Origin of the sequence: Hankyongella ginsenosidimutans (genome assembly GCF_005144965.1) — a bacterium.
Lineage (GTDB): Bacteria > Pseudomonadota > Alphaproteobacteria > Sphingomonadales > Sphingomonadaceae > Hankyongella > Hankyongella ginsenosidimutans.
The window spans coordinates 2016849-2041881 of sequence record NZ_CP039704.1 but is presented as its reverse complement, the minus strand read 5'-3'; the positions used below and the strand labels follow the sequence as shown (position 1 = coordinate 2041881).

General features: G+C 66.7%; 21 protein-coding genes and 14 pseudogenes. 16 read left to right on the top strand and 19 right to left on the bottom strand.

The window, feature by feature from the left end:
* Window positions 1–141 precede the first annotated feature (141 nt).
* Window positions 142–504, top strand: a complete 363-nt coding sequence (locus E6W36_RS11970; RefSeq protein ID WP_246047640.1) for a GntR family transcriptional regulator — start codon at window positions 142–144, stop codon at window positions 502–504.
* 77 nt (window positions 505–581) lie between these two features.
* On the opposite strand, the pseudogene E6W36_RS11965 reads toward E6W36_RS11970, so the two are convergent.
* The 10 genes and pseudogenes from E6W36_RS11965 to cobT form a co-directional block, all read right to left on the bottom strand.
* Window positions 582–1100: pseudogene (locus E6W36_RS11965) on the bottom strand (lipoyl protein ligase domain-containing protein); the annotation flags it as partial.
* Between the two features lie 154 nt (window positions 1101–1254).
* Window positions 1255–1623 carry a beta/alpha barrel domain-containing protein gene (locus E6W36_RS20840; protein WP_281277322.1) on the bottom strand — a complete coding sequence of 123 codons (369 nt, stop codon included), beginning with the start codon at window positions 1621–1623 and terminating at the stop codon, window positions 1255–1257.
* On the bottom strand, window positions 1551–1874 hold the full coding sequence (locus E6W36_RS20835) for a beta/alpha barrel domain-containing protein (RefSeq protein WP_281277321.1): 324 nt from the start codon (window positions 1872–1874) through the stop codon (window positions 1551–1553). Before E6W36_RS20835 ends, E6W36_RS20840 begins: the two co-directional genes overlap by 73 nt.
* On the bottom strand, window positions 1867–2400 hold the full coding sequence (locus tag E6W36_RS20830; RefSeq protein ID WP_281277320.1) for a glucokinase: 534 nt from the start codon (window positions 2398–2400) through the stop codon (window positions 1867–1869). Before E6W36_RS20830 ends, E6W36_RS20835 begins: the two co-directional genes overlap by 8 nt.
* The gene (locus E6W36_RS20825) at window positions 2367–2840 is read right to left on the bottom strand and encodes a glucokinase (RefSeq protein ID WP_281277319.1); all 474 of its coding nucleotides are present in this window, start codon (window positions 2838–2840) and stop codon (window positions 2367–2369) included. Before E6W36_RS20825 ends, E6W36_RS20830 begins: the two co-directional genes overlap by 34 nt.
* A pseudogene (gene edd / locus E6W36_RS11950) lies at window positions 2837–4664 on the bottom strand (phosphogluconate dehydratase). The gene E6W36_RS20825 and the pseudogene edd overlap by 4 nt, the downstream one beginning before the upstream one ends.
* Before the next feature lie 15 nt (window positions 4665–4679).
* Window positions 4680–5383 (bottom strand): annotated as a pseudogene (pgl, locus tag E6W36_RS11945) (6-phosphogluconolactonase).
* Window positions 5376–6838 (bottom strand): annotated as a pseudogene (zwf, locus tag E6W36_RS11935) (glucose-6-phosphate dehydrogenase). The pseudogenes pgl and zwf overlap by 8 nt, the downstream one beginning before the upstream one ends.
* A 95-nt stretch (window positions 6839–6933) precedes the next feature.
* Entirely contained in the window at window positions 6934–7935 is a 1002-nt protein-coding gene (locus E6W36_RS11930) for an esterase-like activity of phytase family protein (RefSeq protein ID WP_222872721.1), read from the bottom strand.
* Window positions 7932–9787 (bottom strand): annotated as a pseudogene (gene cobT, locus E6W36_RS11925) (cobaltochelatase subunit CobT). The gene E6W36_RS11930 and the pseudogene cobT overlap by 4 nt, the downstream one beginning before the upstream one ends.
* 228 nt (window positions 9788–10015) lie before the next feature.
* Here cobT and E6W36_RS11920 point away from each other — a divergent pair.
* The 5 genes and pseudogenes from E6W36_RS11920 to E6W36_RS11905 all read left to right on the top strand — a co-directional run bounded on the left by E6W36_RS11920 (window position 10016) and on the right by E6W36_RS11905 (window position 12566).
* A complete protein-coding gene (locus E6W36_RS11920) occupies window positions 10016–10822 on the top strand; it encodes an ABC transporter substrate-binding protein (protein WP_342776663.1) in 807 nt (268 codons plus the stop codon).
* A pseudogene (locus tag E6W36_RS11915) lies at window positions 10819–11788 on the top strand (FecCD family ABC transporter permease). Before E6W36_RS11920 ends, E6W36_RS11915 begins: the two are co-directional and overlap by 4 nt.
* A pseudogene (locus tag E6W36_RS23515) lies at window positions 11785–12006 on the top strand (ATP-binding cassette domain-containing protein); the annotation flags it as partial. The pseudogenes E6W36_RS11915 and E6W36_RS23515, both read left to right, overlap by 4 nt.
* Window positions 12007–12131: 125 nt before the next feature.
* Window positions 12132–12227: pseudogene (locus tag E6W36_RS23510) on the top strand (ABC transporter ATP-binding protein); the annotation flags it as partial.
* Between the two features lie 12 nt (window positions 12228–12239).
* Window positions 12240–12566: an ATP-binding cassette domain-containing protein gene (locus E6W36_RS11905; RefSeq protein WP_222872719.1), complete on the top strand. Its 327-nt coding sequence runs from the start codon at window positions 12240–12242 to the stop codon at window positions 12564–12566.
* On the opposite strand, the gene E6W36_RS11900 is transcribed toward E6W36_RS11905, so the two are convergent.
* The 9 genes and pseudogenes from E6W36_RS11900 to panB all read right to left on the bottom strand — a co-directional run.
* Entirely contained in the window at window positions 12561–13160 is a 600-nt protein-coding gene (locus E6W36_RS11900; RefSeq protein WP_222872718.1) for a CorA family divalent cation transporter, read from the bottom strand. The genes E6W36_RS11905 and E6W36_RS11900 overlap by 6 nt on opposite strands.
* Window positions 13127–13519 (bottom strand): magnesium transporter CorA family protein, encoded by a 393-nt coding sequence (locus tag E6W36_RS11895; RefSeq protein WP_222872717.1) that lies wholly within the window; start codon window positions 13517–13519, stop codon window positions 13127–13129. Before E6W36_RS11895 ends, E6W36_RS11900 begins: the two co-directional genes overlap by 34 nt.
* Complete coding sequence (locus E6W36_RS19165; protein ID WP_246047636.1) at window positions 13519–13923, bottom strand: ribosome biogenesis GTPase Der; 405 nt, start codon at window positions 13921–13923, stop codon at window positions 13519–13521. The genes E6W36_RS11895 and E6W36_RS19165 overlap by 1 nt, the downstream gene beginning before the upstream one ends.
* The gene (locus tag E6W36_RS19160) at window positions 13838–14413 is read right to left on the bottom strand and encodes a GTPase (protein WP_246048332.1); all 576 of its coding nucleotides are present in this window, start codon (window positions 14411–14413) and stop codon (window positions 13838–13840) included. The genes E6W36_RS19165 and E6W36_RS19160 overlap by 86 nt, the downstream gene beginning before the upstream one ends.
* A 104-nt stretch (window positions 14414–14517) precedes the next feature.
* Window positions 14518–14961 (bottom strand): annotated as a pseudogene (locus E6W36_RS19155) (GTPase); the annotation flags it as partial.
* Between the two features lie 140 nt (window positions 14962–15101).
* Window positions 15102–16105 (bottom strand): annotated as a pseudogene (locus E6W36_RS19145) (PQQ-binding-like beta-propeller repeat protein).
* Window positions 16106–16333: 228 nt separating this feature from the next.
* Window positions 16334–16465, bottom strand: a complete 132-nt coding sequence (locus E6W36_RS20820; protein ID WP_281277317.1) for a hypothetical protein — start codon at window positions 16463–16465, stop codon at window positions 16334–16336.
* Window positions 16466–16716: 251 nt separating this feature from the next.
* On the bottom strand, window positions 16717–17091 hold the full coding sequence (locus E6W36_RS11875; RefSeq protein WP_222872714.1) for a tetratricopeptide repeat protein: 375 nt from the start codon (window positions 17089–17091) through the stop codon (window positions 16717–16719).
* A 130-nt stretch (window positions 17092–17221) separates the two neighbouring features.
* A pseudogene (gene panB / locus E6W36_RS11870) lies at window positions 17222–18049 on the bottom strand (3-methyl-2-oxobutanoate hydroxymethyltransferase); the annotation flags it as partial.
* A 329-nt stretch (window positions 18050–18378) separates the two neighbouring features.
* Between panB and E6W36_RS11865 the strand changes: the two are divergent.
* The 10 genes and pseudogenes from E6W36_RS11865 to E6W36_RS11820 all read left to right on the top strand — a co-directional run bounded on the left by E6W36_RS11865 (window position 18379) and on the right by E6W36_RS11820 (window position 24966).
* The gene (locus E6W36_RS11865) at window positions 18379–18651 is read left to right on the top strand and encodes a hypothetical protein (protein WP_222872712.1); all 273 of its coding nucleotides are present in this window, start codon (window positions 18379–18381) and stop codon (window positions 18649–18651) included.
* A pseudogene (locus E6W36_RS11860) lies at window positions 18567–19186 on the top strand (DUF481 domain-containing protein). Before E6W36_RS11865 ends, E6W36_RS11860 begins: the two are co-directional and overlap by 85 nt.
* Before the next feature lie 109 nt (window positions 19187–19295).
* Window positions 19296–20063: a class II aldolase/adducin family protein gene (locus E6W36_RS11855; protein WP_222872711.1), complete on the top strand. Its 768-nt coding sequence runs from the start codon at window positions 19296–19298 to the stop codon at window positions 20061–20063.
* Window positions 20064–20345: 282 nt separating this feature from the next.
* Window positions 20346–21796, top strand: a pseudogene (gene ffh / locus E6W36_RS11850) (signal recognition particle protein).
* Between the two features lie 35 nt (window positions 21797–21831).
* A pseudogene (gene rpsP / locus E6W36_RS11845) lies at window positions 21832–22391 on the top strand (30S ribosomal protein S16).
* A gap of 224 nt (window positions 22392–22615) precedes the next feature.
* Window positions 22616–23071: a ribosome maturation factor RimM gene (rimM, locus tag E6W36_RS11840; RefSeq protein WP_222872710.1), complete on the top strand. Its 456-nt coding sequence runs from the start codon at window positions 22616–22618 to the stop codon at window positions 23069–23071.
* Between the two features lie 501 nt (window positions 23072–23572).
* On the top strand, window positions 23573–23959 hold the full coding sequence (locus E6W36_RS11835; RefSeq protein ID WP_222872709.1) for a hypothetical protein: 387 nt from the start codon (window positions 23573–23575) through the stop codon (window positions 23957–23959).
* The gene (locus E6W36_RS11830) at window positions 23956–24225 is read left to right on the top strand and encodes a hypothetical protein (protein ID WP_222872708.1); all 270 of its coding nucleotides are present in this window, start codon (window positions 23956–23958) and stop codon (window positions 24223–24225) included. Before E6W36_RS11835 ends, E6W36_RS11830 begins: the two co-directional genes overlap by 4 nt.
* A complete protein-coding gene (locus E6W36_RS11825; RefSeq protein WP_222872707.1) occupies window positions 24222–24599 on the top strand; it encodes a heavy-metal-associated domain-containing protein in 378 nt (125 codons plus the stop codon). Before E6W36_RS11830 ends, E6W36_RS11825 begins: the two co-directional genes overlap by 4 nt.
* Window positions 24589–24966 (top strand): hypothetical protein, encoded by a 378-nt coding sequence (locus tag E6W36_RS11820; RefSeq protein WP_222872706.1) that lies wholly within the window; start codon window positions 24589–24591, stop codon window positions 24964–24966. Before E6W36_RS11825 ends, E6W36_RS11820 begins: the two co-directional genes overlap by 11 nt.
* Window positions 24967–25033: the final 67 nt, after the last annotated feature.

Sequence of the window (25033 nt, the reverse complement as noted above, 5' to 3'; positions counted from 1 at the left end):
GCAGAGCGGCCCAGCTTGTCGCGGAAAACTTGCCTTCTGCATAAGATGTATTACGTCTCTATCGCAGCAAAGCAGTGTTTGCTGCCGAATGCGGCATCAAAGCCGACATCCGCCCGGGCCGCAACAGGCAATGAGGATGGCATGACACCAATCTGGCGCGAGCATCAGCCGATCTACCGACAGATCCGCAGTTACATCGTCACCATGATCCTTGACGGGCTTGTGGATCAAAGCAAGCCCTTGCCTTCCGTGCGCACGCTGGCCGGCAAGTTGCAGGTGAACCCGCTGACGGTCTCGAAGGCTTATCAGGATCTGCAGGCCGACGGTTTCGTCGAGGCGCGTCGTGGCCTCGGCATGTTCGTGACCGACGACGCGCGGGCACGCCTGCTCGCCGCCGAGCGCGAGGCTTTCCTGCGGGAGGAATGGCCCGATCTGTTGCGCCGGATCGAGCAGCTGGAACTGACCCCTGCGGACCTGTTCCGCCGCTCAACCGCCCTCGCCTGACTCTCCCGCCCAGATCCAGTCCAGCGCTGCAAGCGCGAAGCTCTGGCGCGCCTGGACATTGAGGCTGTGGCTGTCGATCACCTGCCCACGCGCATAGGCCGCATCCTGCAAATTGATGCAGGCATCGGCCGTGTAGGCGCTCGGCGCGCCAGCAGCAGCGTAAAGCCGTTGATGATGTCGGTCGAGCGGACAAGATCGTCGAACATCGAGACCACCGCGTGCACGAGCACGGCCGGGCGTGCGCCGCGCCGACGGCGCTGGGCCGTACCGGCCAGCTTGCGGCCAGCGGCGACGATATTGTGCGCACCGTCGCAATAGGCTCCCGGAACAGCGGCCAGCGCCGGTTCAGTGGCGAACGGTGCGACAGCGGCCGCGATGACGGCAAGCAGTTCGCCGTATGCCGCATTGATGTCCTGCGTCTCCGGCTCGAACGCCAGCGACAAGGTAAGAACGTCCGGCCCCTGCAGCACGGCGGTGCCGCCGGTTGCGCGCATGACGACTGGCAGTCCATAGGTGCTTTCAACCCAGGCGGCACCCTCGGCAAAGCCAGGCAGCCGGGTATCCCGACGGCTGACCACCAGGGCAGGATTGCTCGACCAAAGCCCGACGCGCCGGCCCCGGTTGCGGCCACCTCGTTCAGCAGCCGCTGGTCAAGCGCCAGCCCCTCCTCGATCGCACAAGGATAAGGCAGGATATTCAGGACCGGCAGCAGACCGTCCGGGTGCTCAGCAAGCGGGCCAGACTGCGGGTTCAAGCAAGCGCCGCCCGGGTGAGATCAGTGATGCGCGCCCAGTCGCCGGTCTTGATTGCATCGCCCGGCACCATCCAGGAGCCGCCGACGCACAGCACATTCGGCAAGGCCCGGTAGCTCGGCGCTTTCGCTGCGTCGATGCCGCCGGTCGGGCAGAAGCGGATGTCGCCGAATGGCCCGGCAAAGCCCTTCAGGGTGGCGACGCCGCCCATCGCCTCGGCGGGGAAGAATTTGAGCACCGAATAGCCGGCGAGCTTGGCTGCCATCACGTCGGAGGCAGTCGCAACGCCGGGAATCAGCGGAATGGCGCCGTCCGCACGGCCAGCGGCGAGCAGTTCCGGCGTCGCGCCGGGACTGACGGCGAACACCGCACCAGCGTCGGCCGCCGCTCGCAGGTCAGCCCCGTCTGCACCGTGCCGGCGCCGACGGCGATCGGCAGGGCCGCGTTACGAATGATCCGGATCGCCTCCAGCGCCACCGGCGTGCGCAAGGTCACCTCGATTGCCGTCAGGCCGCCGTCGATCAGCGCCTGCGTCAACGGCAGCGCGTCCTCGACGCGGTCGACGGTGAGCACCGGCAGCACGTGCGCCCGGGTCAGCAACTGCGCAAGATCAAGCATGGTCGTGTCCTTCCAGCAGACTGGTTGCAGCACCCAGCAGGCCCGGCTCGGGGTGGGTGCAAACGAAGATCGGGATGGTCTGCATCATGGTCTCGAACCGTCCCTTCGCCTGAAAGCGGGACAGGAACGGCGATGCTTTCAGCACGTCGATGAAGCGTGGCACCAGACCGCCGGCGATCACCACGCCCTGCGCCCCTTGCGCCAGCGCATAGTCACCAAGCGCGGAGCCAAGCATGGCGCAAAACCGCTCGAGCGCTGCCCGGGCGAACGTGTCGCTGCCATCGATCGCCTTGGTCCAGAGCGTCCGGTCGTCGACAGGGACGATGGCGTGCCCTTCGATGGCCGCCAGGCCCTCATAAACCATCAGAAACCCTGGCCCCGAGACCAGACGCTCGACGGATACACGCAGGAATCTGCCAAGCAGGCGGCGGGCGATTTCCTGCTCGACGCGGTCAAACGGGGCGAAGCCGATGTGGCCGCCCTCGGTTTCGATCACGGTGTCGCGGTCGCCCTGGCGCACCAGCATGGCGACGCCAAGGCCGGTGCCAGGCCCGACGACGCTGATGACGCCTTTTCGGGCAGCGGCTGACCGGTGTCGCGCACCGCGACCAGATGCTCCGACCCGACGTAGGGAATGCTGCGGGCGATCGCACCGAAATCGTTGAGGATATCGACACGCTCCAGCCCGAGATTCTGCGCGATCTGGGTACGGCGGAAGGTCCAGGGGTTGTTGGTGAAGCGGATTTCATCCTGCCCGACAGCGGTCGCCACGGCGATCACCGCCCGGCGCGGCGCTGCAACCGGCAGACTGGCCGCATATTCCCGGTAGGCTGCCTCCAGGGTTGTGTGATCGGCCGTTTTCAGCTTGGCGGTATGGCTGAGCGTCAAACCGCCGTCGCCGCTGCACGCAGCAAGCGCAAAGCGCGCGTGCGTTCCGCCGATATCCCCGACAATCGCCTGTTTCATTCCGCCCCCATAGCGTCAAGCATGGCGGACCCACCCGTCTCTGCCGGGCCAGCATGGATCCGCATCATCGCGAAGAGCTCGCGCCCCATGCCTTCGTGATAGTCTTCAAGCGCCGCCGTCGCTGCATCCCGCGCCGCCCACTCCGCTGCGTCGACCAGCGCCTCCAGTGCACCGGTACGGGCGCAGACGCGCACCACGTCGCCATCGCGCAGTTTTGCCAGCGGTCCGCCGCCCAGCGCTTCCGGCGACACATGAATGGCCGCCGGAACCTTGCCGGACGCGCCGGACATCCGCCCGTCAGTCACCAGCGCCACCTTGAAGCCGCGATCCTGCAGCACGCCAAGCGGCGGCGTCAGCTTGTGCAGTTCCGGCATGCCGGTCGCCCGCGGCCCCTGAAAGCGCACGACCACCACCACATCGCGGTCCAGTTCGCCGGCCTTGAAGGCGGCCTGGACGTCTTCCTGAGAATGGAAGATGCGGGCCGGCGCTTCGATGGTCCAGCGGCTTTCCTCGACTGCCGAGGTCTTGATGGTGCCGCGTCCCAGATTGCCCTGGACCAGCCGCATCCCGCCATCCGGCCGGAACGGGCGGGCGACCGGACGGACGATGCTATCGTCGAGCGACACTTCAGGCGCGTCCATCCATGCCAGCTGGCCATCCAGGAGTCGGGGTTCTGCGGCATAGGCGGCGAGGTCGGTACCGTTGACCGTCAGGATATCCGGGTGCAGCAGCCCGGCGTCCAACAGCTCGCGGACCACAAACCCCAGCCCGCCGGCGGCGTGGAAGTGGTTCACGTCGGCCTGCCCGTTCGGATAGATGTGACAGAGCAGCGGCACGACGCCCGAGAGCGCATCCATGTCGTCCCAGGTCAGCAGGATGCCGGCAGCGCGGGCGATGGCCGGCAGGTGCAGCGCATGGTTGGTGGAGCCCCCGTCGCCAGCAGGCCGACCACGGCATTGACGATCGCCTTCTCGTCGAGGGTCTCGGCCAGCGGACGATAGCTCTGCCCCTTGTCGGTGATGCGCGCCACCTGCTGCGCCGCATGACGCGTCAACCGGTCGCGCAGCGGCGTGTTCGGGTTGACGAAGGCGCTGCCGGGCACGTGCAGGCCCATCATCTCCATCATCATCTGGTTGGAGTTGGCGGTGCCATAGAAGGTGCAGGTGCCAGGGCTGTGGTAGGACTGGCTTTCCGCTTCCAGCAGATCGTCGCGGCTCGCCTTGCCTTCGGCATAGAGCTGGCGGACGCGCGCCTTCTCCTTGTTGGCGAGGCCGGACGGCATCGGCCCGGCGGGCACGAACACCACCGGCAGATGCCCGAAACTCAGCGCCCCGATCAGCAGACCAGGGACAATCTTGTCGCAGACGCCCAGGCACAAAGCGCCGTCGAACATGGCGTGGCTGAGTGCGATCGCGGTGCTCATGGCGATCACGTCCCGGCTGAACAGGAAAGCTCCATCCCCGCCTGCCCCTGGGTCACGCCGTCGCACATGGCCGGCACGCCGCCGGCGACCTGCCCGGTCGCCCCGACCTCGCGCAGCGCGACCTTGATGATCTCCGGGTAGCGCGCGAACGGCTGGTGCGCGGACAACATGTCGTTGTAGGCGGTGACGATGCCGATGTTCGGACCACGGATATTCTTGATGTTGTCCTTGTCGGCTTCCATGGCGGCGAAGCCGTGCGCGAGGTTCCCGCAGGACAGGGTTGCGCGGTTGACGCCACCTTCGCGTTGCCGCGCCATCCGCGCCAGATAAGCGGCGCGGCTGTCTTTGCTGCGCGTGGCGATGCGCTGCGTGACTTCGGCGACCTTCGGGTGCAGGGTCATGGTCTCGTCTCCTTCTCAGGCCGCCCAGTGGATCGAAACCGGACACTGCGCCGCCGCAATGACGCGGCCGACCGGCGTGGCGGCACCCTCGAGCGCCTGCTCCAGCACTGTGCGCTTGTCGTCCCCGGTCGCGACGAGGATCAGCGCACGCGCATCAACCAGCGTGGACAAGGGCATGGTCAAGCGCGGAAACGGCGCTTCCGGCGGCAGCATGGCCGGCGTCACCGCCATGGCGCGGCGCGGGTTGGCGGGATCGATCGCGGCGGCATAATCCTCACCGGGAAACAGGGATGCCGTGTGTGCGTCCGCGCCGACGCCGAGCCACATCAGATCCAGCGGCCAGGCAAGCGCGCGCAGGCGAGCATCGGCGGCCGCAGCATCGGCGTTCAGGGTGGTCGGACCCTCGACCATCGGCACAAGCGTCGCGGCGGACGCCGGACCATCGCGCAGGATGCCACGGATCATGCCGAGATTGCTTGCCGGATGATCGGCGGCGACCCAGCGGTCGTCCCCAGGACGAAACAGGTCTGCGCCCACGGCAGGGTGCGGGCGGCAAGCTGGGCGAATACCGTCCGCGGGGTCGACCCGCCGGGCACCGCGACGGTCGCAACGCCGCGCGCGGCAACGGCGCTGGTGATGGCGGCAGCAACCACATCGGCAACGGCAACCGCGAGCAGATCGCGATTGGGCGCGATGCGCCAGGCGGGCGCGCTACTCATGCCAGCTGTGTCCGTGGCGCTCGGTCAGGGCGACGGCGGCGCTCGGTCCCCAGGTGCCGGCGGCGTAGGCGCGCGGATGCATACCGATGGAACGCCAGCCACTGAGGATGCTGTCGATCCAGCTCCAGGCGGCCTCCACCTCATCCCGGCGTACGAACAGGGTCTGGCTGCCACTGAGGATATCGAGCATCAGCCGCTCGTAGGCGATGCGACGACGCAGGCCTGCGAACGCCGTGGTCAGGCTGAGGTCCAGCGGCACCTGGCGCAGCCGCAGGCCGTCCCGCTCCAGCCCAGGCTCCTTGGCCATGACCAGCAGGCGGATATTCTCCTCCGGCTGCAGGCGGATCACCAGCTTGTTGGGCGACAGCACACCGCCCAGCGCCTTGAAGATCGAATGCGGCACGCAGCGGAACTGGATGATGATCTCCGAATAGCGGGTCGGCAGGCGCTTGCCGGTGCGCAGGTAGAACGGCACGCCAGACCAGCGCCAGTTGTCGATGTCGGCGCGCAGGGCGACAAAAGTCTCCGTGTCGGATGGCGCGCCCAGCTCCTCGAGATAGCCCTTCACCGGCTTGCCGCCGACCGCGCCGTCCAGATACTGGCCGCTGACGGTCAGCTGCTCGACGGTCTGCGGCGTGATCGGCCGCAGCGAACTCAACACCTTGATCTTCTCGTTGCGCACGGCCTGCGGGTTGAGGCTGGACGGCGGCTCCATGGCGACCAGGGCGAGAAGTTGCAGCAGATGGTTCTGCACCATGTCGCGCAGGCGCCGACGCCATCGTAATAGGCCGCGCGGCCTTCGAGGCCCACTGTCTCCGACACCGTGATCTGGACCTGCTCGATGCCGTCCGCGTTCCACAGCGGCTCGAACAGCGAATTCCCGAAGCGCAGCGCCAGCAGGTTCTGCACCGTCTCCTTGCCGAGGTAATGGTCGATGCGGAAAATCTGCTCCTCGGAGAACACGGCACCGACGGCATCGTTGATCTCCCGGCTGGAGGCGAGGCTCTGGCCGATCGGCTTTTCCAGCACGACGCGCGATGCAGCACCGACCAGGCCGGCGGCTCGCAGATTCTCGACGATCGCGGCGTAGAGCTTGGGCGACGTCGACAAATAGTAGGAGGCCGGCGCATCCGGCCCGAGCGCGAGAAGCTCTGCGAGATCCTTGAAGCTCTGCGGCTTGTCGGCGTCCACCAACCGATAGCGCAGCCGCTTCAGAAACGCAGTGGCCGCCGCCTCGTGATAATGCTCGGCTGGGACGAAGGTCTTCAGCGATTGCCCGACCTGTGCGCGGAAATCGCCCTCGTTCAGGTCACTGCGCGCCGCGCCGACGATGACAAGCCCTGCTCCGACCAGTTCCTCGCGGCAGAGATGGTACAGCGACGGGAACAGCATGCGCTGCGCCAGATCGCCGGTCGCGCCGAAAAGAACCAGGGCGTTCGGCTGGGCAAGGGTCATGAAATTCGTCCTCGAACTGTGGCGTCCGGGTGACATAGCGCCACAGCGGCAGGCTATTCAACGCGCATACGAATAAATTAAATAAAAATACCGTTTCATTTGATAGCAAATTGCAGAAGCAGGGTCCTTTGCAGCGGATTGAAATTATCGTCGGACACCAGCGTGATAACCGTACGCCCGCCGATATGCTCGACGGTCATCCCTTCCATGTTGTCGACTGGAAACGGTGCCTCCAGCCGCGCCAGCACCACGGGCCGGATCGCAGCGTTGGGGCGGACTTCGCCGAGGTCGAGCCGGCTGAGCTCCGCCGAGACGCCGATCAGAGGGATGTAGCGCCGGGTGAGCAGCAGCACGGTATTTGCATCCAGCAGCGCGATTTCCGTCGGCTTGAAGTCGGGGCTGGTGAGCACGCCGAACCGCAGGTCCGGCTGTCCGGGCCGGCGCAGCAGCCCGCTTGCGCCTCCGCCCGGGCCCTTGCCTTCTTCCGAGATCACGAGCAGCCCATCGCCCGGCAGGCGCGTCATGGCCTCCGGGCCGCCATTCTCGGGCACGGGGCCCAGCGTCGCGAGCGCGATACGCTCGGCAGGGCGCGCCACCATCGCCGTGGCGGGATCGCTCGTGAACGGACCGTCGAAGCGCTCGATGCGGGTATCGCCCTCATAGGCGACCCAGGCGTGACCCTCGGTGACGTCCAGCGCTTCGGAGTCGCCGGTTTTCTTGCTGAGTTTCTGCCCCTGCGCATCGAGGATCGGCGCGATGAGCCCCGCGCCGAGGCCGAGGATGCGGCCGTTTTCCGCGCGCTTCGTTTTCACCCAAAGCCAGTGCGCGGCATCGCTCACCATGAGTATCGAACCGTCCGGCAGCGTGCGCAGCCCGGACAGACCGCCGAAATCCGGGCTGTCGGCATCAAGGACATAACCGCCCAGATAGTCGAGCGCACCAAGCTGGCCGGGCGGCTGTTCAAGCGGCTTTGCGGTTATCTCGATCCGCGCGACGCCGGATGGCAGGTTCGGGTCGACCGGCGGGACGCTGGAGCGCACCGATCCGGCTGCCGCCACCAGCGCAAGCGTTGCGGCCAGCCGCCAGCGCCGCCTCATCGCCGCCGCGTGCGCACAGACGCCCGCCGATCCGTCTCGAACAGGGTTGCAAGCTGCTCGGTCATCGCGCCGCCGAGCTGCTCGGCGTCCATGATGGTGACTGCGCGACTGTAATAGCGGGTAACGTCGTGGCCGATGCCGATGGCGATCAGTTCGACCGGCGACTTCGTCTCGATCCAGTCGATCACCTGGCGCAGGTGGCGCTCGAGATAGTTGCCGCTGTTCACAGAGAGGGTCGAATCGTCGACGGGCGCACCATCAGAGATGACCATGAGGATACGCCGCTCCTCGGGGCGCGCCATCAGCCGGCCGTACGCCCACAGCAGCGCCTCGCCATCGATATTCTCTTTCAACAGCCCCTCGCGCATCATCAGCCCAAGGTTGCGTCGCGCGCGCCGCCACGGGGCGTCCGCTGCCTTGTAGACGATGTGGCGCAGGTCGTTCAGACGGCCGGGGTGCGGCGGCCGGCCGTCTTCCAGCCACGCCTCGCGGGATTTGCCGCCCTTCCAGGCGCGCGTCGTGAAGCCGAGGATTTCGACCTTGACGCTGCAACGCTCCAGCGTGCGCGCCAGCACGTCCGCGCAAATCGCCGCGATCGAAATCGGCCGCCCGCGCATGGAGCCGGAATTGTCGATCAGCAAGGTGACGACCGTGTCGCGGAATTCGGTTTCGCGCTCGTGCTTGAACGACAGCGGGTGCAGGGGTTGGCAATGATCCGGCTGAGGCCCGGTGTCGAGAATGCCCTCCTCCAGGTCGAACGCCCACGAGCGGTTCTGCTGCGCCATCAAGCGGCGCTGCAGCCGGTTCGCCAGCTTGGTGACCACGCCCTGCAAGTGCAGGAGCTGCTGGTCGAGATAGGCGCGCAGGCGCTCCAGTTCGTCGGTGTCGCAGAGCTCGTCGGCATGGACGATCTCATCGTATTTGGTTGTGTACGGCTTGTAATCCTCGCCGCGCTTGTAGTCGCTCGGCGGCGTGTTCGGCCGCCAGGGCACCATGCCCTCGATGCCATCCTCGCCGGCTTCAGGGTCAGAGACCATGTCGGTCTCCATCTCGGCGACTTCGCTGATCGTCGCCTCGTCGGGCGGCGCGGCGGAGTCCGAGTCCTGGTTGCGGCTGGAGTCCTCGCCGTCGGCATCGTCGTCGCCCGGGTCGTCGTTCGGCGCATCCTGGTGGTCGGCCTCATCCTGCTCGTCGGTGTCGTCCTGGTCAGCCTCCGGCGGCTTCGGGTCGCCGTAGCCCAGGTCCGCGATCACCGTGCGCAGGCGGCTGGCGAATTCGGCCTGATCGTCGATTGCGGCGGACAAGGCGTCCAGACTCACCCCGCCTTGCCTTCGATGTCCTCGCGCACCAGGGCAAGGCCGTTCAATGCGATGTCGGGCGTGGCCGTGCTCTGCAGGCGCTCCCGGATGAGGAGGCTGAGCGCGGTGCCAAGCGGCACTTCCGGCGCGCTGCGGGCGCGGGCGATCGGATCGAGCTTGCAGCGTGCGTCGACCATGGCATTGAGATTGATCGCAGCCCCGGCCATATCGCGCGCGCCCAGCGCCTCGACGCGGGCCTGTTCGGCGGCGTCGTAAATCTCTCGGCCTTCCGGCGATTGCGGCAAGCCGCGCGCATGCATGCCAGCATCGTGATGGCGCTTGCGCAACGCCGCGGCATCGCACCAGCCGCGCAGTTCGGCCGCCTGTGTCGCCGGCAGTGCGCGCAGCGGCTGCGGCACCCGCACCTGCTGCCCGGCAGCGCCTGGTCGATCGGTCGTGTAGACGACATCGAAACTGTCGTCGCGGCCGACGGCGCGCGCGGTCGCCGCCAGCACCTGGCGGAATTCATCGGCAGCGTTGGTCGGCTTGCTCATGGCGTGGAGATGCTGTCCCGCTCGTGTCGTGGAATCGAAGTTCTCTTAACAAGGATATCAGGCCAGCAAGCGAACTTCGATTCTAAAACGACACGAGAACAGCATCTTGCTCGTGCCCCGAATCTGAAATCCAACCGCGCCTGATATCGGGTGTAACGGATTTCAGATTCGGGACACGAGCGCCAAGCCAACAAGCCGCTTGCATGACCTGCATCCACAAAGCTAGGCGTGTGGAATGATCCGCGCGCTGCTTGCCTTGTTGTTCATCGGCCTTGCCTCACACGCGCATGCCAAACCGAAACGGATCGTCTCCATGAACCCCTGCGTGGACGCGATCCTCTACGAGATCGCCCCCACGCGCATATCGCCGGGATCAGCCACTATTCGCAGGATCCGACGGCGACATCGACGCCGCTTGCCTGGGCGCGGCGGTATCCGGCGATCGGCGATACGGCGGAGGCCGTCGTGGCCCTGCAGCCGGACTTGGTGATCGCCAGCATCCATACGGCGCGCGCGACACGACTGGCGCTGGAGCGTCTTGGCGTGCCGCTGCTGCTGATGGGCGTACCGAACAGCATCGCGGCCTCGAAGCAGCAGATCGCCGAGATCGGCACGGCGATCGGCGCAGAAGCTGCCGCCGCCCGCCTCAATGCCCGCATCAATGCGGCAGTCGCGCAGGCCCGGACCAACGCTGCGCCCGTGCCGGTTCTTCTGCGTCAGCTCTCGGGGCTGGTGCCGGGGCGCGGCACGCTGGTTGATGAATTGATGCGCACCGCCGGTCTGCGCAACGCCAGCGCGGACTATGGGCTGAACACCTGGGATATCCTGCCGCTGGAATATCTGGTCGCCCGGCCTCCGCGCGCGCTGCTGACCGACACGACAAGCGACCCGCGCGCGACGCGCCATCCGGTGTTCAGGCGCATGGCGGCGCATATCGTGATCCGCGATTATCCGGACAAGCTGCTGCGCTGCGGTGGCCCGACGATCATCCCGGCGCTCGCGCGCTTGCAGGAAATCCGGGACACGCGCCTGTGAACGCCACCCTGCGCCTTTCCCTCGTACTCGCCGCTCTGCTCGTGCCGCTGGCGGGCCTGTCGCTGCTTGCCGGCAAGGTCTGGGTGCCGCTCGGGCTTTGGGGCGGGGACGATCCGCGCTGGTGGATCATCCTCGATCTGCGCCTGCCGCGCGCGCTGCTGGCGCTGCTGGTTGGCGGCGGTCTTGGCCTGTGCGGGGCCGCGCTCCAGGGCTATCTGCGCAACCCGCTGGCCGACCCGAGCGTGCTCGGCATTTCCTCGAGTGCCGCGCTCGGGGCCGTGTTTTCGATATTCGTCGGCCTGAGCGGCGCGGCCTGGGCGCTGCCGGGCTTTGCGCTTGCCGGCGCTGCAACGGCGACCGTGCTGCTGAGCCTGGTGGTCGGGCGCGGCGGCTCGCCGACCCTGCTGGTCCTGACCGGCGTCATGCTCTCAAGCCTGACCGCTGCGCTCACCACTCTGCTGATCAGCCTTGCCCCAATCCGTTTGCGACCAGCGAAATCGTCACCTGGCTGATCGGGGCACTGACCGACCGCAGCATCGAAGATGTGTGGCTGGCGCTGCCGCTGATCCTGCTTGGTGGGGTTGCCCTCCTCGGCATCGGGCCGGCACTGGACGCGCTGAGTCTCGGGAAGCCGCCGCCCAGTCGCTGGGCGTCAATCTCGCCCGCCTGCGCTGGCGGCTGGTGATCGGCGTCGGGCTGACGGTCGGCGGTGCTGTCGCCGTCTCCGGCGTCATCGGCTTCGTCGGGCTGATCGTGCCGCATCTGCTGCGCCCGCTGGCCAGGGAGCAGCCGTCCGCACTGCTACTGCCCTCGGCGCTCGGCGGCGCGGCGCTGCTGCTGGTCGCCGACACGCTGGTGCGACTGGCACCCGGCGCAAGCGAGCTGCGGGTCGGCGTCGCGATGGCGCTGGTCGGCGCGCCGTTCTTTCTCTGGTTGCTGCTCAAACTGCGGCGGGAGCTGGCATGAGTGCTCTGGAAGCCCAGGCTCTGCAGGTCAGCCGGGCCGGCGTGCCCGCCCTGCGCGGGCTCGATCTGGCGGTCGCGCCCGGCCGGGTGACGGCGATCGTCGGGCCGAACGGTGCCGGCAAATCCACGCTACTGCAGTGCCTGGCCGGCCTGCTGCCGCCGACAAGCGGCCGGGTGCTGCTGGATGGCGCAGCGCTCGACGCATTGCCCGCGCGCCTGCGGGCGCAGCGCATCGGCTATCTGCCGCAAAACGGCACTGTGTACTGGAACCTGCGCGTTGCAGCGCTGGTCGCGCTCGGCGCCTGCCGCATCGCACCGGTTTCAACGGCGAAAGTGCGGCGGACATGGCAGCCATCGATGCCGCCATCGCCCAGACCGGACTGGAAGCGTTGCGGGATCGCCCGGCGCACAGCCTCTCCGGCGGCGAACTGGCGCGTGCCCTGTTCGCGCGCGTGCTGGCCGGAACACCGGACTGGCTGCTGGTCGATGAGCCGCTGGCGAGCCTAGACCTCGCACACCAGTTCGACGTGCTGGCGCTGCTGCGCGCGGCGGCGGCAAACGGCGCGGGCGTTGCGGTCATCCTGCACGACCTGACCCTTGCCGCGCGTGTCGCCGATACCATCGCCCTGCTCGATCAGGGGCGGCTGACGAAGACCGGCGCGCCTGAGGCAGTGCTGACGCCCGAGACGCTGGCCGGGGTATTCGGCGTCGACGCCGGGCTGGAACGCGATGCGGGCGGGCTGATGCAGCTGGTCGTCCGCGGCCGGGCGGCTCTATAGCCAGCCTTTGTACTTGAAGAACAGGTACGGCAGCACCGCCGAGGCCACCATGGCACCGAGCGCCATCGGGTAGCCAAAGGTCCAGTGCAGTTCCGGCATGACATCGAAGTTCATGCCGTAAATACTGGCAATCAGGGTCGGCGGCAGGAACACGACCGACGCCACCGAGAAAATCTTGATGATCGCGTTCTGCTCGACGCCGATCAGGCCCAGCGCCGCATCGACCAGCAGGTTGATCCGTTGGCTGGCGAAGGTGGCGTGATCGATCAGCGCCTCGGCGTCGAGCGCCAGGGTCTGCAACTGAATGCGCACCATGGCCATCTCCGGCATCGTGTAGTCCGCCGCCAGGAAGTTGAACAGCCGCCGCAGGCTGACCAGGCTGTCGCGCAGCTTGGAGAGCAGATCGCCGATCTGGCCCAGCCGCTTCAGCATCACCTTCATGCGCAACGGTGAAATCGCCCCGACCTTCTGGCGGGGATCGAAGACGTCCCGGGCCATGCGGTCGAGATCGGCGATGGCATCGCCGAGGTTGTCGGACGCCCGGTTGACCAAGCCTTCCATCATCTCGGTGAGAATGGCGGTTGTGCCCAGCATGCCGTTGCCGGGCTTGCTGGCGCGCTCAGGAACTGCGCGATCGGCTTTGGCTCCGTATAGCGCACCGTCACCAGCCGCCCGCTGAACAGGATCAAGGTGAGCGGCTCCAGCACCGGCGTGCCGGCGGTGGTGCCGACGACGATGGATGCCGTCGCGTAGGTGACGCCGTCTTCATGGTAGAGCCGGTTGGAAATCTGGATTTCGTCCATATCCTCCCGGGTCGGCACACTGATGCCGAGGGCAAGCTCGATCTCGCGGTCCTCCTCCGGGGTCGGGTTGTACAGGTCGAACCAGACCGCCTGCGCATTATCTTCGCATGGGGCGACTCCAGCCTGGCTGAGACCGAACCGCCGCAGCATCAGCGCTTGGCCTTGGGCGGACGATGGCTGACGCTTGCCGCGTTGAAGGGATTGTCCCCACCCCGGAAGTTGAGGCGCAGCGGCACGCCCTCGAAACCGAAATCGGCGCGCAGCGCGTTGATGAGGTAGCGCTTGTAGGATTCCGGCAGCAGGGTCGTGCGCGTGCCGAAGATCGCAAAGGTCGGCGGACGGTTGCGCGCCTGGGTCATGTACCGCAGCTTGATGCGCTTTCCGCCCGGCGCCGGCGGCGGATTGCGCTCGACGGTTGCTTCGAACCAGCGGTTGAGCGCTGCGGTCGGCAGGCGGCGGCTCCACTGGTCACGCGTTGCAAAGCACGCCTCCAGCAGCTTGTCGAGCCCGCGTCCGGTCAGGCCGGAGACCGGCAGCACCGGCACATCCTTCACCTGCGAGTCCGTCGGCGAGCGCTGTCGTGACACCGCGATACATCGCGCCCTGGGTCTGCTGGTCGGGCAGCGCGTCCCATTTGTTGAGCGCGATCACCAGTGCGCGGCCTTCCTGCAGCACCCGGTCGGCGATCCGCAGATCCTGCCCTTCCAGGCCGAGCGTTGCATCAAGCAGCAGCACCACGACTTCGGCGAAGTCGACCGCACGCTGGGTGTCGGCGGCGGACAGACGCTCGAGCTTGCTCACGACCTTGGCCCGTTTGCGCAGACCTGCCGTGTCGATCAGGCGCACCGGCTTTTCCCGCCATTGCCACTCGACGGAGATCGAATCCCGGTAATGCCCGCTTCCGGGCCGGTCACCAACCGCTGCTCGCCGAGCAAGGTGTTGATGAGCGTGGACTTGCCGGCGTTCGGTCGGCCGACAATCGCAAGTTTCAGTGGGCCGAGCGGCTCGTCTTGTGGTTCTTCCTCTCCGATAGTGGCCGGAGATTCCTCAGGCGATGTAGCCTCGCCCGCCAACGCATCCTCGGGTTCGATCTCTGCATCCCGCCCGTCGGCGGCATCGACATGCGGCCGCAGCGCATCGTAGAGGTCCGCCATGCCCAGCCCATGCTCGGCGGCGATCGGCACCGGGTCGCCCAGGCCCAGTTCGAACGCCTCGTAAACGCCGGACTCGGCGACACCGCTCTCGGTCTTGTTGGCGACCAGGATGACCGGGGTCTTCTGCGCGCGGATCCAGTCGGCAAAATGCCGGTCGAGCGGGGTCAGGCCGGCACGCGCATCGACCACCATCAACGCGACGTCGGCGATGCCGAGCGCTGCCTCGGTCTGCGCGCGCATGCGCCCGGCCAGGGTCTCGACCTCGGCGTCCTCGAGGCCGGCGGTATCGATCACCGTGAAGGTCAGGTCGAAGAGTCGGCCAATGCCCTCGCGCCGGTCGCGGGTCACGCCGGGCGTATCGTCAACCAGCGCGAGACGCTTGCCAACCAGCCGGTTGAACAGGGTCGACTTCCCGACATTGGGCCGGCCGATGATCACGACTTTGGCCTTGGGGTATCCTCGCGCGCTGCGCGGCGGGCCGCAGCCATGCCGTTACCGGAGCAGCGTGATCTTGGCGTCCGTCGTCATCGCCAGCAGGGCACCCTCGGCGATGATCGGTGGCAGGTAACTGCCATCCTTCAAGCGGTCGACCGAGAGGATTTTGCCGGTGTAGGGCGAGATGGACGCCAGGTAGCCGTTCGATGAAAGCAGCACCAGCCGGTTGCCGCCGAGCACAGGCCCCTGCCAGCGCACGATGCCTTTGCGCTTTCGACGTTCCTGAACTGCTGAAGCTGGGTGACCCAGCGTACCTTGCCGTCGCTGCGGGTGAGGCAGAAGACCTGCCCCTCGTTGCTGACGACGTAAATGTAATCGCCCGCGACCCACGGCGTGCTGGTGCCGCCGATGTTCTGCTCCCAGACCCGCTGCCCGGTCGCCAGGTCGATCGCCGCCATGCGCCCGGCGTGGCCGACCGCGAATACCCGGCCGCGGTCGATCACCGGCGAGCCATCGATGTCGGTCAGGTCGGCCAGCGCGGTCAGGCGCGTGGTGCGCGACAGCGAATCCTGCCAGGTGGTGCGCCCGTTCTCAACGCGCAGCGCATTCAGCTCGCCGGAAGAATAGCCGACCACGACGGACTCCGCCGTGACCGCCGGTGCGCCAATGCCGAGCAGCCCCGCGCTCTCGACGAGGCCGGACGAGTCCCAAAGCTGCTCGCCCTTGTCCGCCGACAGGGCATAGAGCTGGTTGTCGATGGTCATGACGAAAACCCGGCCGTCCCGCACCGCCGGCGGCCGCGCAGCGGCACGCCCAGTTCGACCTGCCAGAGTTTCTTGCCGGTCTCAGCGTCGAAGGCTGCTGCAAAGCCGTATCCTGAGGTCGCGAACAGCCGCCCTTGATCAACGGCGACACCACCGCCGAACGCCAGCGCCTTGCTTTCCTTGCGTACCTTCAGCGGCACGCTCCACAGACGCTCGCCGGTCTTGAGCGCCAGCGCGGTGATGCGCCCGCGCGTGTCGATCGCGAACACCCGGTCATTGGCGACCACCGGCACGGAGACCAGGCGCGTGCTGATGTCATCTCCGGCACCGATCGAGCGACGCCAGCGTACGGAAAGCTGGTCCTCCAGCGCCAGGTGGTGCATGGCCTTGGCGGGGCACCGCCGGCCTGTGGCCAGTCGCGGTTGGCGTATGGCTCCGGCAGTGTGACACGGACGTCGGCGAGCGACGGATCCGCCTCGATCTGTTGTTCGTACAGCAGGACGGGGATGCGTTCGCGCTCGAACTCGTCGTCCTTCTTTTCTTGGTCGATGCGCACGCAGCAAGCGCCACGACCACGCAGAGCAGGCTAGCGCGCAGCAGGCGGGAATGCCTCATTTCGTCTCCTTGGCGGGCGCGGCGTCAGCCGGCGCGGCTTCTGCGGGCTTGGTCACGGGAGGCTGTGCCGACGCTTGCGGCAGCATGGCGGCCATCTGGCTGGCACGCACGCGGATGCTCGGCGTCACGCTCGTGCTCTTGGCGATCGAGTCGAGCAGCGCACGCGCTGCATCCGGCTGCTTGGCGTCCAGATAGGCGATCGCCAGCAGCTCGCCGGCCGGCCCGAACCATGGTCCGCCATCCTGCGCCAGCGGCTGAAGCTGCTTGATGAGCTGTTCCGGTGCGGTTTCGTCGAAGCGGAGCTGGATCGCGCGCAGGCGCGCCAGATCGCGAAACGGCGCGGCGACCTTGGAGTCTGCGGCCAGTGCATCATAAATTTTCAGGGCTTGCGCCTTTTCGCCCTTGCGGATGGCGGCGCCGGCCAGCGCCAGGCGGCTGAGTGCCCGATATCCCGGCGAGCCACTGGCTGAGAGCGCCTCGAGGGTCTTGGTCGCCCCGTCACATCCCCGCCTTCAAGCTGTTTCAGCCCTGAGGTGTAGCTGACCGACTGATTGGCCAGTTCCTTCTGTTGCACATCGCGCCAGTAGAGGTAGCCGGCAAGCCCGACCAGGAACAGGCCGGCGACCACCAGCAAGCCGCGCCCGTAGCGCTGCCACAGTCGCGCCAGCTGGTCGCGGCGATAATCGTCGTCCACCTCGCGGATGAAAGCGTCGGCGAGCGGGTCATCTGTCGTTGGCGTGGGGGCTTTGGCCACGTCTGGAGGCTTTCTGTTTACCGGTCTTGTCTCGTGGGGCGGACATTAGTGCGAGCGTATCGATCCTGTACAGCGCTTTTGCGCTCGAGTGCGCACGCAATCGGTCATCCGGCATAGAGATTGGACGCTCCGGGAAGCGGCGGGTACGCACGGCCTCGGCGTAACGCTGCGCCGCCGCATCGATCTGGGTGGCAATATCGTGAAAGCGCTCGACGAAACGCGGGGTGCGCTCGAACAGGCCCAGCATGTCCTCGGTCACCAGCACCTGCCCGTCGCAGGCGGCCGAGGCCCCGATGCCGATGGTGATGCATGTGACGTTCGCGTTGATCTCGACCGCCAGGCTCTCGATCACGCCTTCGACCACCATGGCGAACGCGCCGGCCGCACAGACCGCCTTGGCGTCGTCCAGGATTTTGGCGCGCTCCGCATCCGATCGCCCGCGCGCGCCATAGCCGCCGAGCGCGTTGACCGCCTGCGGCGTCAGGCCGATATGCCCGACGACCGGGATGCCGCGGGCCACCAGAAACGCGATCGTCTGAGCCATTGCAGCGCCGCCCTCCAGCTTGACCGCGGCGCAGCCGGTCTCTTTCAGCACGCGTGCGGCGTTGGCGAACGCCTGCTCCGGCGACTGCTCGTAGCTGCCGAACGGCATGTCGACCACGACGACGGATCGATAAGAGCCGCGCACAACGGCAGCGCCATGCGCGATCATCATGTCCAGCGTGACCGGCAGGGTCGAGGGCAGGCCGTAGATCACCTGGCCAAGACTGTCGCCGACGAGCAGCATGTCGCAGTGCGGATCAAGCAACTGGGCATAGCGCGCCGTGTAGGCGGTGAGCATCACCACCGGCTCCGCGCCCTTGCGGGCGGCGATGCCGGGCACCGTCTGGCGGCGCATGGGTGCCGGCGTCGGGTGCGCCCGGCTGGTCGAGGTATCGAGCGTGTAGGTCGTGGACATAGCCCGACCCTAGCGGGGGCGGAAGAAAAGCGAGAGGCGGGTAATGCCTCAGTTTGAACATTCGCTCGTGGTGAGCTCGGACAGAACCACGAGCTGCCCAGCCCTTCTGTCCAAACACAGGGTGAGCGGCAAAATTTCAAACGGAGACACTCCTGAGAGGCGATAGGATTGGCAGGTTGAACGGTCCTTGCCTCACGCCAGCCGATGATGGCATGTCTGCGCCCGTCTTGCGGAGGGGACGCGTGCGCACCAGTCTCATTTTGATAGCGGTCTCAATGAGCAGCCCGTGCCTTGCCGAAACGGCCGCCTTGCCTGAGCCGGTCGCGGCGATGATACGCGCCGCGGCGCAAAGCGGCGACGCCACGAAACTGGAAACCATCGCCAGCGTCGCCCGCCAGACCAACCCGAACAGCGTCGAGGAAATCGATGCGCTGGTGAAAGGCTTTACGACAACCGCGAGGCCGAGCGGCTGTCGCTGCTTGCATCACAGGGCTATTTTCAGGGCTGGAAGGGCCGTGTGGAAGCCGGGGCCTCGCTGGCGCGCGGCAATTCGCGCACGACCCGCGTGTACGGCAACCTGGCGCTCAAGAAGGAAGGTTTGACGACGCGCCACGCCATCGACGGGTTGGCCGATTATCAGACCGACCGGGGAGTGTCAGCCGGGCGCGCTACCAGGCCGGCTATAAATTCGACTACAAGTTCGGCGAGCGCCTGTACCTGTCCACACTGGTGCAGTGGGATCAGGATCGCCTGAGCGGGTTCGCCCGCCGCTTCACGCAAACCCTTAGCCTTGGCTACCGCGTGCTCAACAGCAGCGGAATTCTCTGGGATCTGGAAGCCGGCCCCGGCTCCCAGCAGATCCGGTTCACCGACGGCAGCGGCGATGTGCAGGCGATCGGCCGCGGCACTTCCGCCTTCAGCTGGAAGCCGCTGCCGCGCCTTGAATTCAGCGATAATGCCTCGGTGTTTGCAGGGCCGCAGAATACGACCGTCACCAACACGGCGGCACTCACGGTCTCGGTCGTCGGTCCGCTGTCGACCCGGCTGGGCTGGTTCTGGCAGCGGGAGTCCAACCCGCCCAACAACCGGGAACAGATCGACTCGACCCTGCGCGCGACCGTCCTCTATGATTTTTAAGAGACCCACAGCGTTGGGCATGACCACCATCGACCGGAACCAACGCCACGCGACTTGCGCTCGCGCTGCGTCTCTGCTGGTGTAGACGAAATACATCGGGGAGCACGCCATGGACATACCCTCGCTTAAGGACAAGGTGTCGCCGGAGGAATGGCGCACCCGGGTCGACCTTGCCTGCGCCTACCGGCTGATTGCCCATTTCGGCTGGGACGACCTGATCTTCACGCACCTGTCGGCGCGCGTGCCGGGGCCGGACGAACATTTCCTCATCAATCCGCTGGGCCTGATGTTCGACGAGATCACGGCCTCCAGCCTGGTCAAGGTCGATATCGAAGGCAACAAGATCAGCCCCTCGCCCTGGCTGGTGAACCCGGCCGGTTTCGTCATCCACTCCTGCGTCCACAAGGCCCGGCACGACGTCGGTGCGGTGTTCCATACCCATTCGCTGGCCGGTGTCGCCGTGTCGGCCCAGGCGGATGGCTTGCTGCCGATCTCGCAGACCGCGCTGCAGCTCTATCTCTCGGTCGGCTACCACGATTACGAAGGCATCGCGCTGGAGGAAGACGAGCAGCCGCGTCTGGTGCGCGACCTCGGCGACAACAAGGTCATGATCCTGCGCAACCACGGCATCCTGTCGACCGGCAAGGATATCGCTGAATGTTTTCTCGTGCATTTCGTGCTGGAGAAAGCCTGCGCCATCCAGATCGCAGCGCAATCGGGGGTGCAAACCTCTACGCGACCGATCCCGCCGTGCATGCCCTTGTGCAGCATCAGGCCCGCAACAGCTTTGCGCCTGCCGCCGCCCTTTCCTGGGCCGCGCTGCAGCGGCGGATGGATCGCCTCGACCCCGGCTACCGGGAATAGTCTTGCTGGGTAATGGGTCAGTTTGAAAAGACCGCTCATGGTGAGATCGGACAGAACCATGAGCCGCTCAGCCCTTCTGTCCAAGCTCAGGGTGGGCGGTGGAGTTTCAAACTGACTCACCCCGCAGATTGACTTTGCCGCCGGCGCGGCTAAGCGCGCCGCTTGATCTGCACCAGTCGTGCGCCACATCGCGTCCACCAGCCCGGGAGGCTGGGGATGTCCGCCGGTCAGCGAGGTTTCGCCCACCGGCGTCGTCGGCGTTTGTCCGGAGCATAGCCATGAGACCAGGACCTGCATGTTCGAGGCATTGAGCGACAAGCTGACCGGGGTGTTCGACCGCCTGAAAGGGCGTGGCGCACTCAAGGAAGCCGACGTGCGCGAGGCGATGCGCGAAGTGCGCGTCGCCCTGCTCGAAGCGGACGTCGCCCTGCCGGTGGTCAAGGATTTCGTCACCCGCGCGACCGAGAAGGCCGTCGGCGAGGCCGTCATCAAGTCGGTCACGCCGGGCCAGATGGTCATCAAGATCGTCCACGATACCCTGGTCGAGATGCTGAGCGGCGACGATGGTGCCGATGCTGCGCTGCTGAACCTTGCCGTCACGCCGCCGGCAATCGTGATGATGGTCGGCCTTCAGGGCTCGGGCAAAACCACGACCACCGCCAAGATCGCCCGCCGGCTGAAGACCCGCGACGGCAAGAAGGTGCTGATGGCCTCGCTGGACGTGCAGCGCCCGCTGCGCAGGAGCAGTTGCGCGTGCTCGGCGAGCAGGTGGAGGTCGCGACTCTGCCGATCATCCGGGCCAGCAGCCAGTCGACATCGCCAGGCGTGCGCTGCAGGCGGCCAGGCTCCAGGGCTTTGACGTGCTGATGCTCGACACTGCCGGCGCCTGCATGTCGATACCGCGCTGATGGCGGAATTGGCGGCCGTCAAGGCAACCGCCACCCCGCACGAGGTGCTGCTGGTGGTCGACAGCCTGACCGGTCAGGACGCGGTCAACGTCGCCAGCCAGTTCTCGGGCCAGATTGGCCTCAGCGGCGTCGTGCTCACCCGCATGGACGGCGATGGCCGGGGCGGTGCCGCACTCTCCATGCGCGCCGTCACCAAACAACCGATCAAGTTCGTCGGTGTCGGCGAAAAGCTCGATGCGCTGGAGGAATTCCACCCCGGCCGGGTTGCCGGGCGCATCCTCGGCATGGGCGACGTGGTCAGCCTGGTCGAGAAGGCCGCCGAGAGCATCAAGCAGGATGAGGCGGAAGCGCTGGCCAAGAAGATGATGGCCGGCAAGTTCGACCTGAACGACCTGCGCCAGCAACTGTCCCAGGTGAAGCGCATCGGCGGCCTGAAAGGCGTGATGGGCATGATCCCCGGCATCGCCAAGGCCCAGAAGCAGATCGAGGCGTCCGGCGTCAGCGACCGCAGCCTCGACCGGCTGGAGGCGGTGATCCTGTCGATGACGCCCAAGGAGCGCGCCAACCCGGACATCATCACGGCGCGCCGGCGTATCCGCATCGCCAAGGGCAGCGGCACCACCGTTCAGGACGTCAACAAGGTGCTGAAAATGCACCAGGAAATGTCGACGGCCATGAAGAAGATCAAGAAGATGGGCGGGCTTGGCGCGCTCGGAAAGATGATGGCCGGCGGGGTATGCCGGGCCTGGGCGGTATGCCCGGCCCCGGTGGTCCCGGCCTGCCTGGCCTGGGCGGCGGCGGCCTGCCGCCCGGCTTCAACAAGTTCGGCCGAAAGTAACTGCAAGACCGAAACAGCAACTGGAAAGGAAGACCATGTCCCTCAGCATCCGGCTCGCCCGCGGCGGCGCAAAGAAGCGGCCGTTCTACCGTATCGTCGTCGCCGACAGCCGCGCCCCGCGTGACGGCCGCTACATCGAAAAGCTCGGCATCTACAATCCGGTCCTGCCCAAGGACCATGCCGAGCGCGTGGTGATCGACGCGGAAAAGGCCAAGGAATGGCTGTCCAGGGTGCGCAGCCGACCGATCGGGTCGAGCGCTTCCTCGATGCCGCTGGCGTGCTGACCCGCAAGGCGCGCAACAACCCGAACAAGGGTCAGCCGGGCCAGAAGGCGCGCGAGCGCGCCGAGGAAAAGGAACAGAAGCGTCTGGAAGCCGAGCAGGCTGCACGCGACGCCGCTGAAGCGGAAGCAGCCGCCGCCGCGGAAGCAGCAGCCGCCGCAGAAGCCGCCGCCAACGCACCGGCCGAGGACGCTCCAGCAGAAGAGGCTCCCGCCGCAGAGCCTGCCGAAGACGCTCCGGCTGCAGAACCGGCGGCAGAGCCTGCCGAAGACGCTCCGGCTGCCGAACCGGCTGCAGACGAAACCGCGAACTGAGCATCGCGCGGCTCTCCCCTCCGTTCACGGGAGGGGTGGTGCGGAGCACCGGGGTGGGCCAGATCGCCCGGCACCCACCCCGGCCTGTCGGCCACCCCTCCCTCGATTAGGCAGGGGACAAGTTGCGTTGATGTCATCGCGCTCCAGACTCGAAGGGCTGGGGCGCTGCAGAGGGTTACGGATGCCTGATATCGTCGCCCTTGCCGCGATAATCGGCCCATGGCGTGCGCGGTGACGTGCGCCTGAAACTGCTCGCCGACAGCCTGGACAGCCTGCGCCGCCACAAGAGCTTCGACGCCGGTGGCCGCACGCTGACGCTGGTGAACGCGCGCGAACAGGGCAACGGCATCGTCGCGCGCTTTGCGGAAATCACGGATCGCACCGCCGCCGAGGCGCTGCGCGGGGTGCTGCTCGGCATCCCGCGCGACCGCCTGCCCGATCTCGATCAGCCGGGCGAATATTATCAGGCGGACCTGATCGGCCTGCGCGTCGAGACCGAGACAGGCAAAAGCGTCGGCCGCGTGCGCGCCATCGAGAATTTTGGCGCCGGGGACATTCTGGACATCGCGCTGGATGACGGTGTCACGGTCATGGTGCCGTTCCGCGAGGCGGTGGCCCCGGTCGTCGATATCCCGGGCGGCCGGATCGTCGTGGTCGCCGAAGCACTCTCGACACAGTAACGCACCCGTTGACCGCAGCACCGTGTATTTTGCGATTCTTGCGCTACAGAGCGCACAATGAGACGCGCTGGTCGATACTTGGCTTTGGTGATCGCGCTCGTCTTCACCCTCTTGTCGGGGTTGGAGGCGGCCACGGCTTCTGCGCCCTGTCGCCATGATGCAGGCATGGCGATGGCGCATCATGGGCACGGTGAGACGATGACCCACGGCGGGTCGGTCGCACACAGCGAGAAGGCCGCCTGCGCAGACTGCGACAAGTCCTGCGGGGTCTGCCCGCATTGCAACGGCTGCAGGACCGCGCAAATGATCGTGCCGGAAGGCCTGCCCCGATGCGGACCCTTGCACGTCTCAGCCGGGCCGAGTTCAGCGCGGCGCAACGCCCCGGCGCCGGCCCGGCGTACGAGCCACCCTCCCCGCGCATAAGCCTTGCCGTACGACCCCGGTGCATTGCGCCGGGTTTTCCATGCTATCACGGAAAGGCTACGCCATGGCGCACCGCGCTTGGGCTGTGGTCGCTCTGCTGCTGGGGCGGCGCGCGCTGAAGCGCGCCCGGTCTCCTACCAGGGCGGCTGGACAGTCATTGAAGAAACAGACCGGCAGAATACAGCGCTGCTGGTGCATTATTCCCCGACCAACCGCGTCTCCGTAGGGTTGCGCAGCGAATGGGACCGCCGCGCCGACCTGCTGACGAACGGTGTACAGGCGACCGGCCTGCTGCATCGCTGGTTCGGCGAGGATTACCAGGCCAACCTCTATGCCCTCGGCGGGATCGGTGCGACGCAGGCCGTGGACGGCAGCAGGCGCGGGTCAGCACCCGCCGGCTGGATCGGCGGCATCGCTGACTGGGAGACTCGACGGTTTTCGTCTCCTACCAGACGCGCTGGATGAAATCCGGCGATCTTACCGAGAGCTTCACGCAATCGGGGCGTTTGGGAATTGCACCCTATGTCGCCAACACCGGCGCGCTGCATACCTGGTTCATGATCGAGTTCGACCAGCGGACCGACCTGCCGGACAAAGTCGGCGTCACACCCCTGCTTCGGTTCTTCACGGGGTCCGCCCTGTTGGAGACCGGCTGGAGCGTCACCGATAACCGCCCCTCGTCAACTTCACCTACCGTTTCTAACATCCCGGAACAGGAGTTTCCCCAATGACAGCACTTCGCATCCTCCTCGCTGCAACCCTGTCGCTGACGCCTGCCGTCGCCCAGGCACAACACACGCACGACGCCGCTGCCCATGATCACGGGCGCTGGCGGCACCCGCCAAACCCGCCGCCCGCCGGCGCCGAGACCGCAGTGGTCGACGTTCTCGGCGTGGTCTGCGACTTCTGTGCGACGGCGCTCACGAAGAATTTCGAGCGTCGCACAGAAGTCTCCGCAGCCCGGGTCGACCTCGACACCAAGACCCTGACCCTGACGTTCAAGCCTGGTCAGTCGATGAATGATGCGCAGATCGGCGATCTTGTCATCAAATCAGGCTACAAGCTGTCGGCGGTCCGCCGCTCCGGGGCGGCCAATGAAGCATAGCACGCAACAGACCCTTGCTCCGACGCTGGCGTTATTCGCCAGCGTCTCCACGCTGCTGTGCTGCGCCCTGCCGGCATTGCTGATTGCACTTGGCGCCGGCGCCGTCATGGCGGGCCTCGCGAGCAACATTCCAGCGCTCGTCTGGCTCTCGGCGCGCAAGGAATGGACCTTCGCCATCGCCGGGCTTATGCTGGCGCTGGCGGTATTCCTGCGCTGGCGCAGCCGCAACGCACCCTGCCCGATTGACCCGGCGCAGGCGCACGCCTGCATGCGGATGCGCCGCGCCGGCGGGATTATCCTCTGGGTTGCGATCGCCTGCTATGCGGTCGGCGGCTTTTTGCTTTTTGCCGCCAACCTGTTGCTCTAGAGCAACGGACTTTTAATCTGCAACAGCTGGGTGGCATCCTCATGGCAGATTTAAAGTCCAAAGTTGC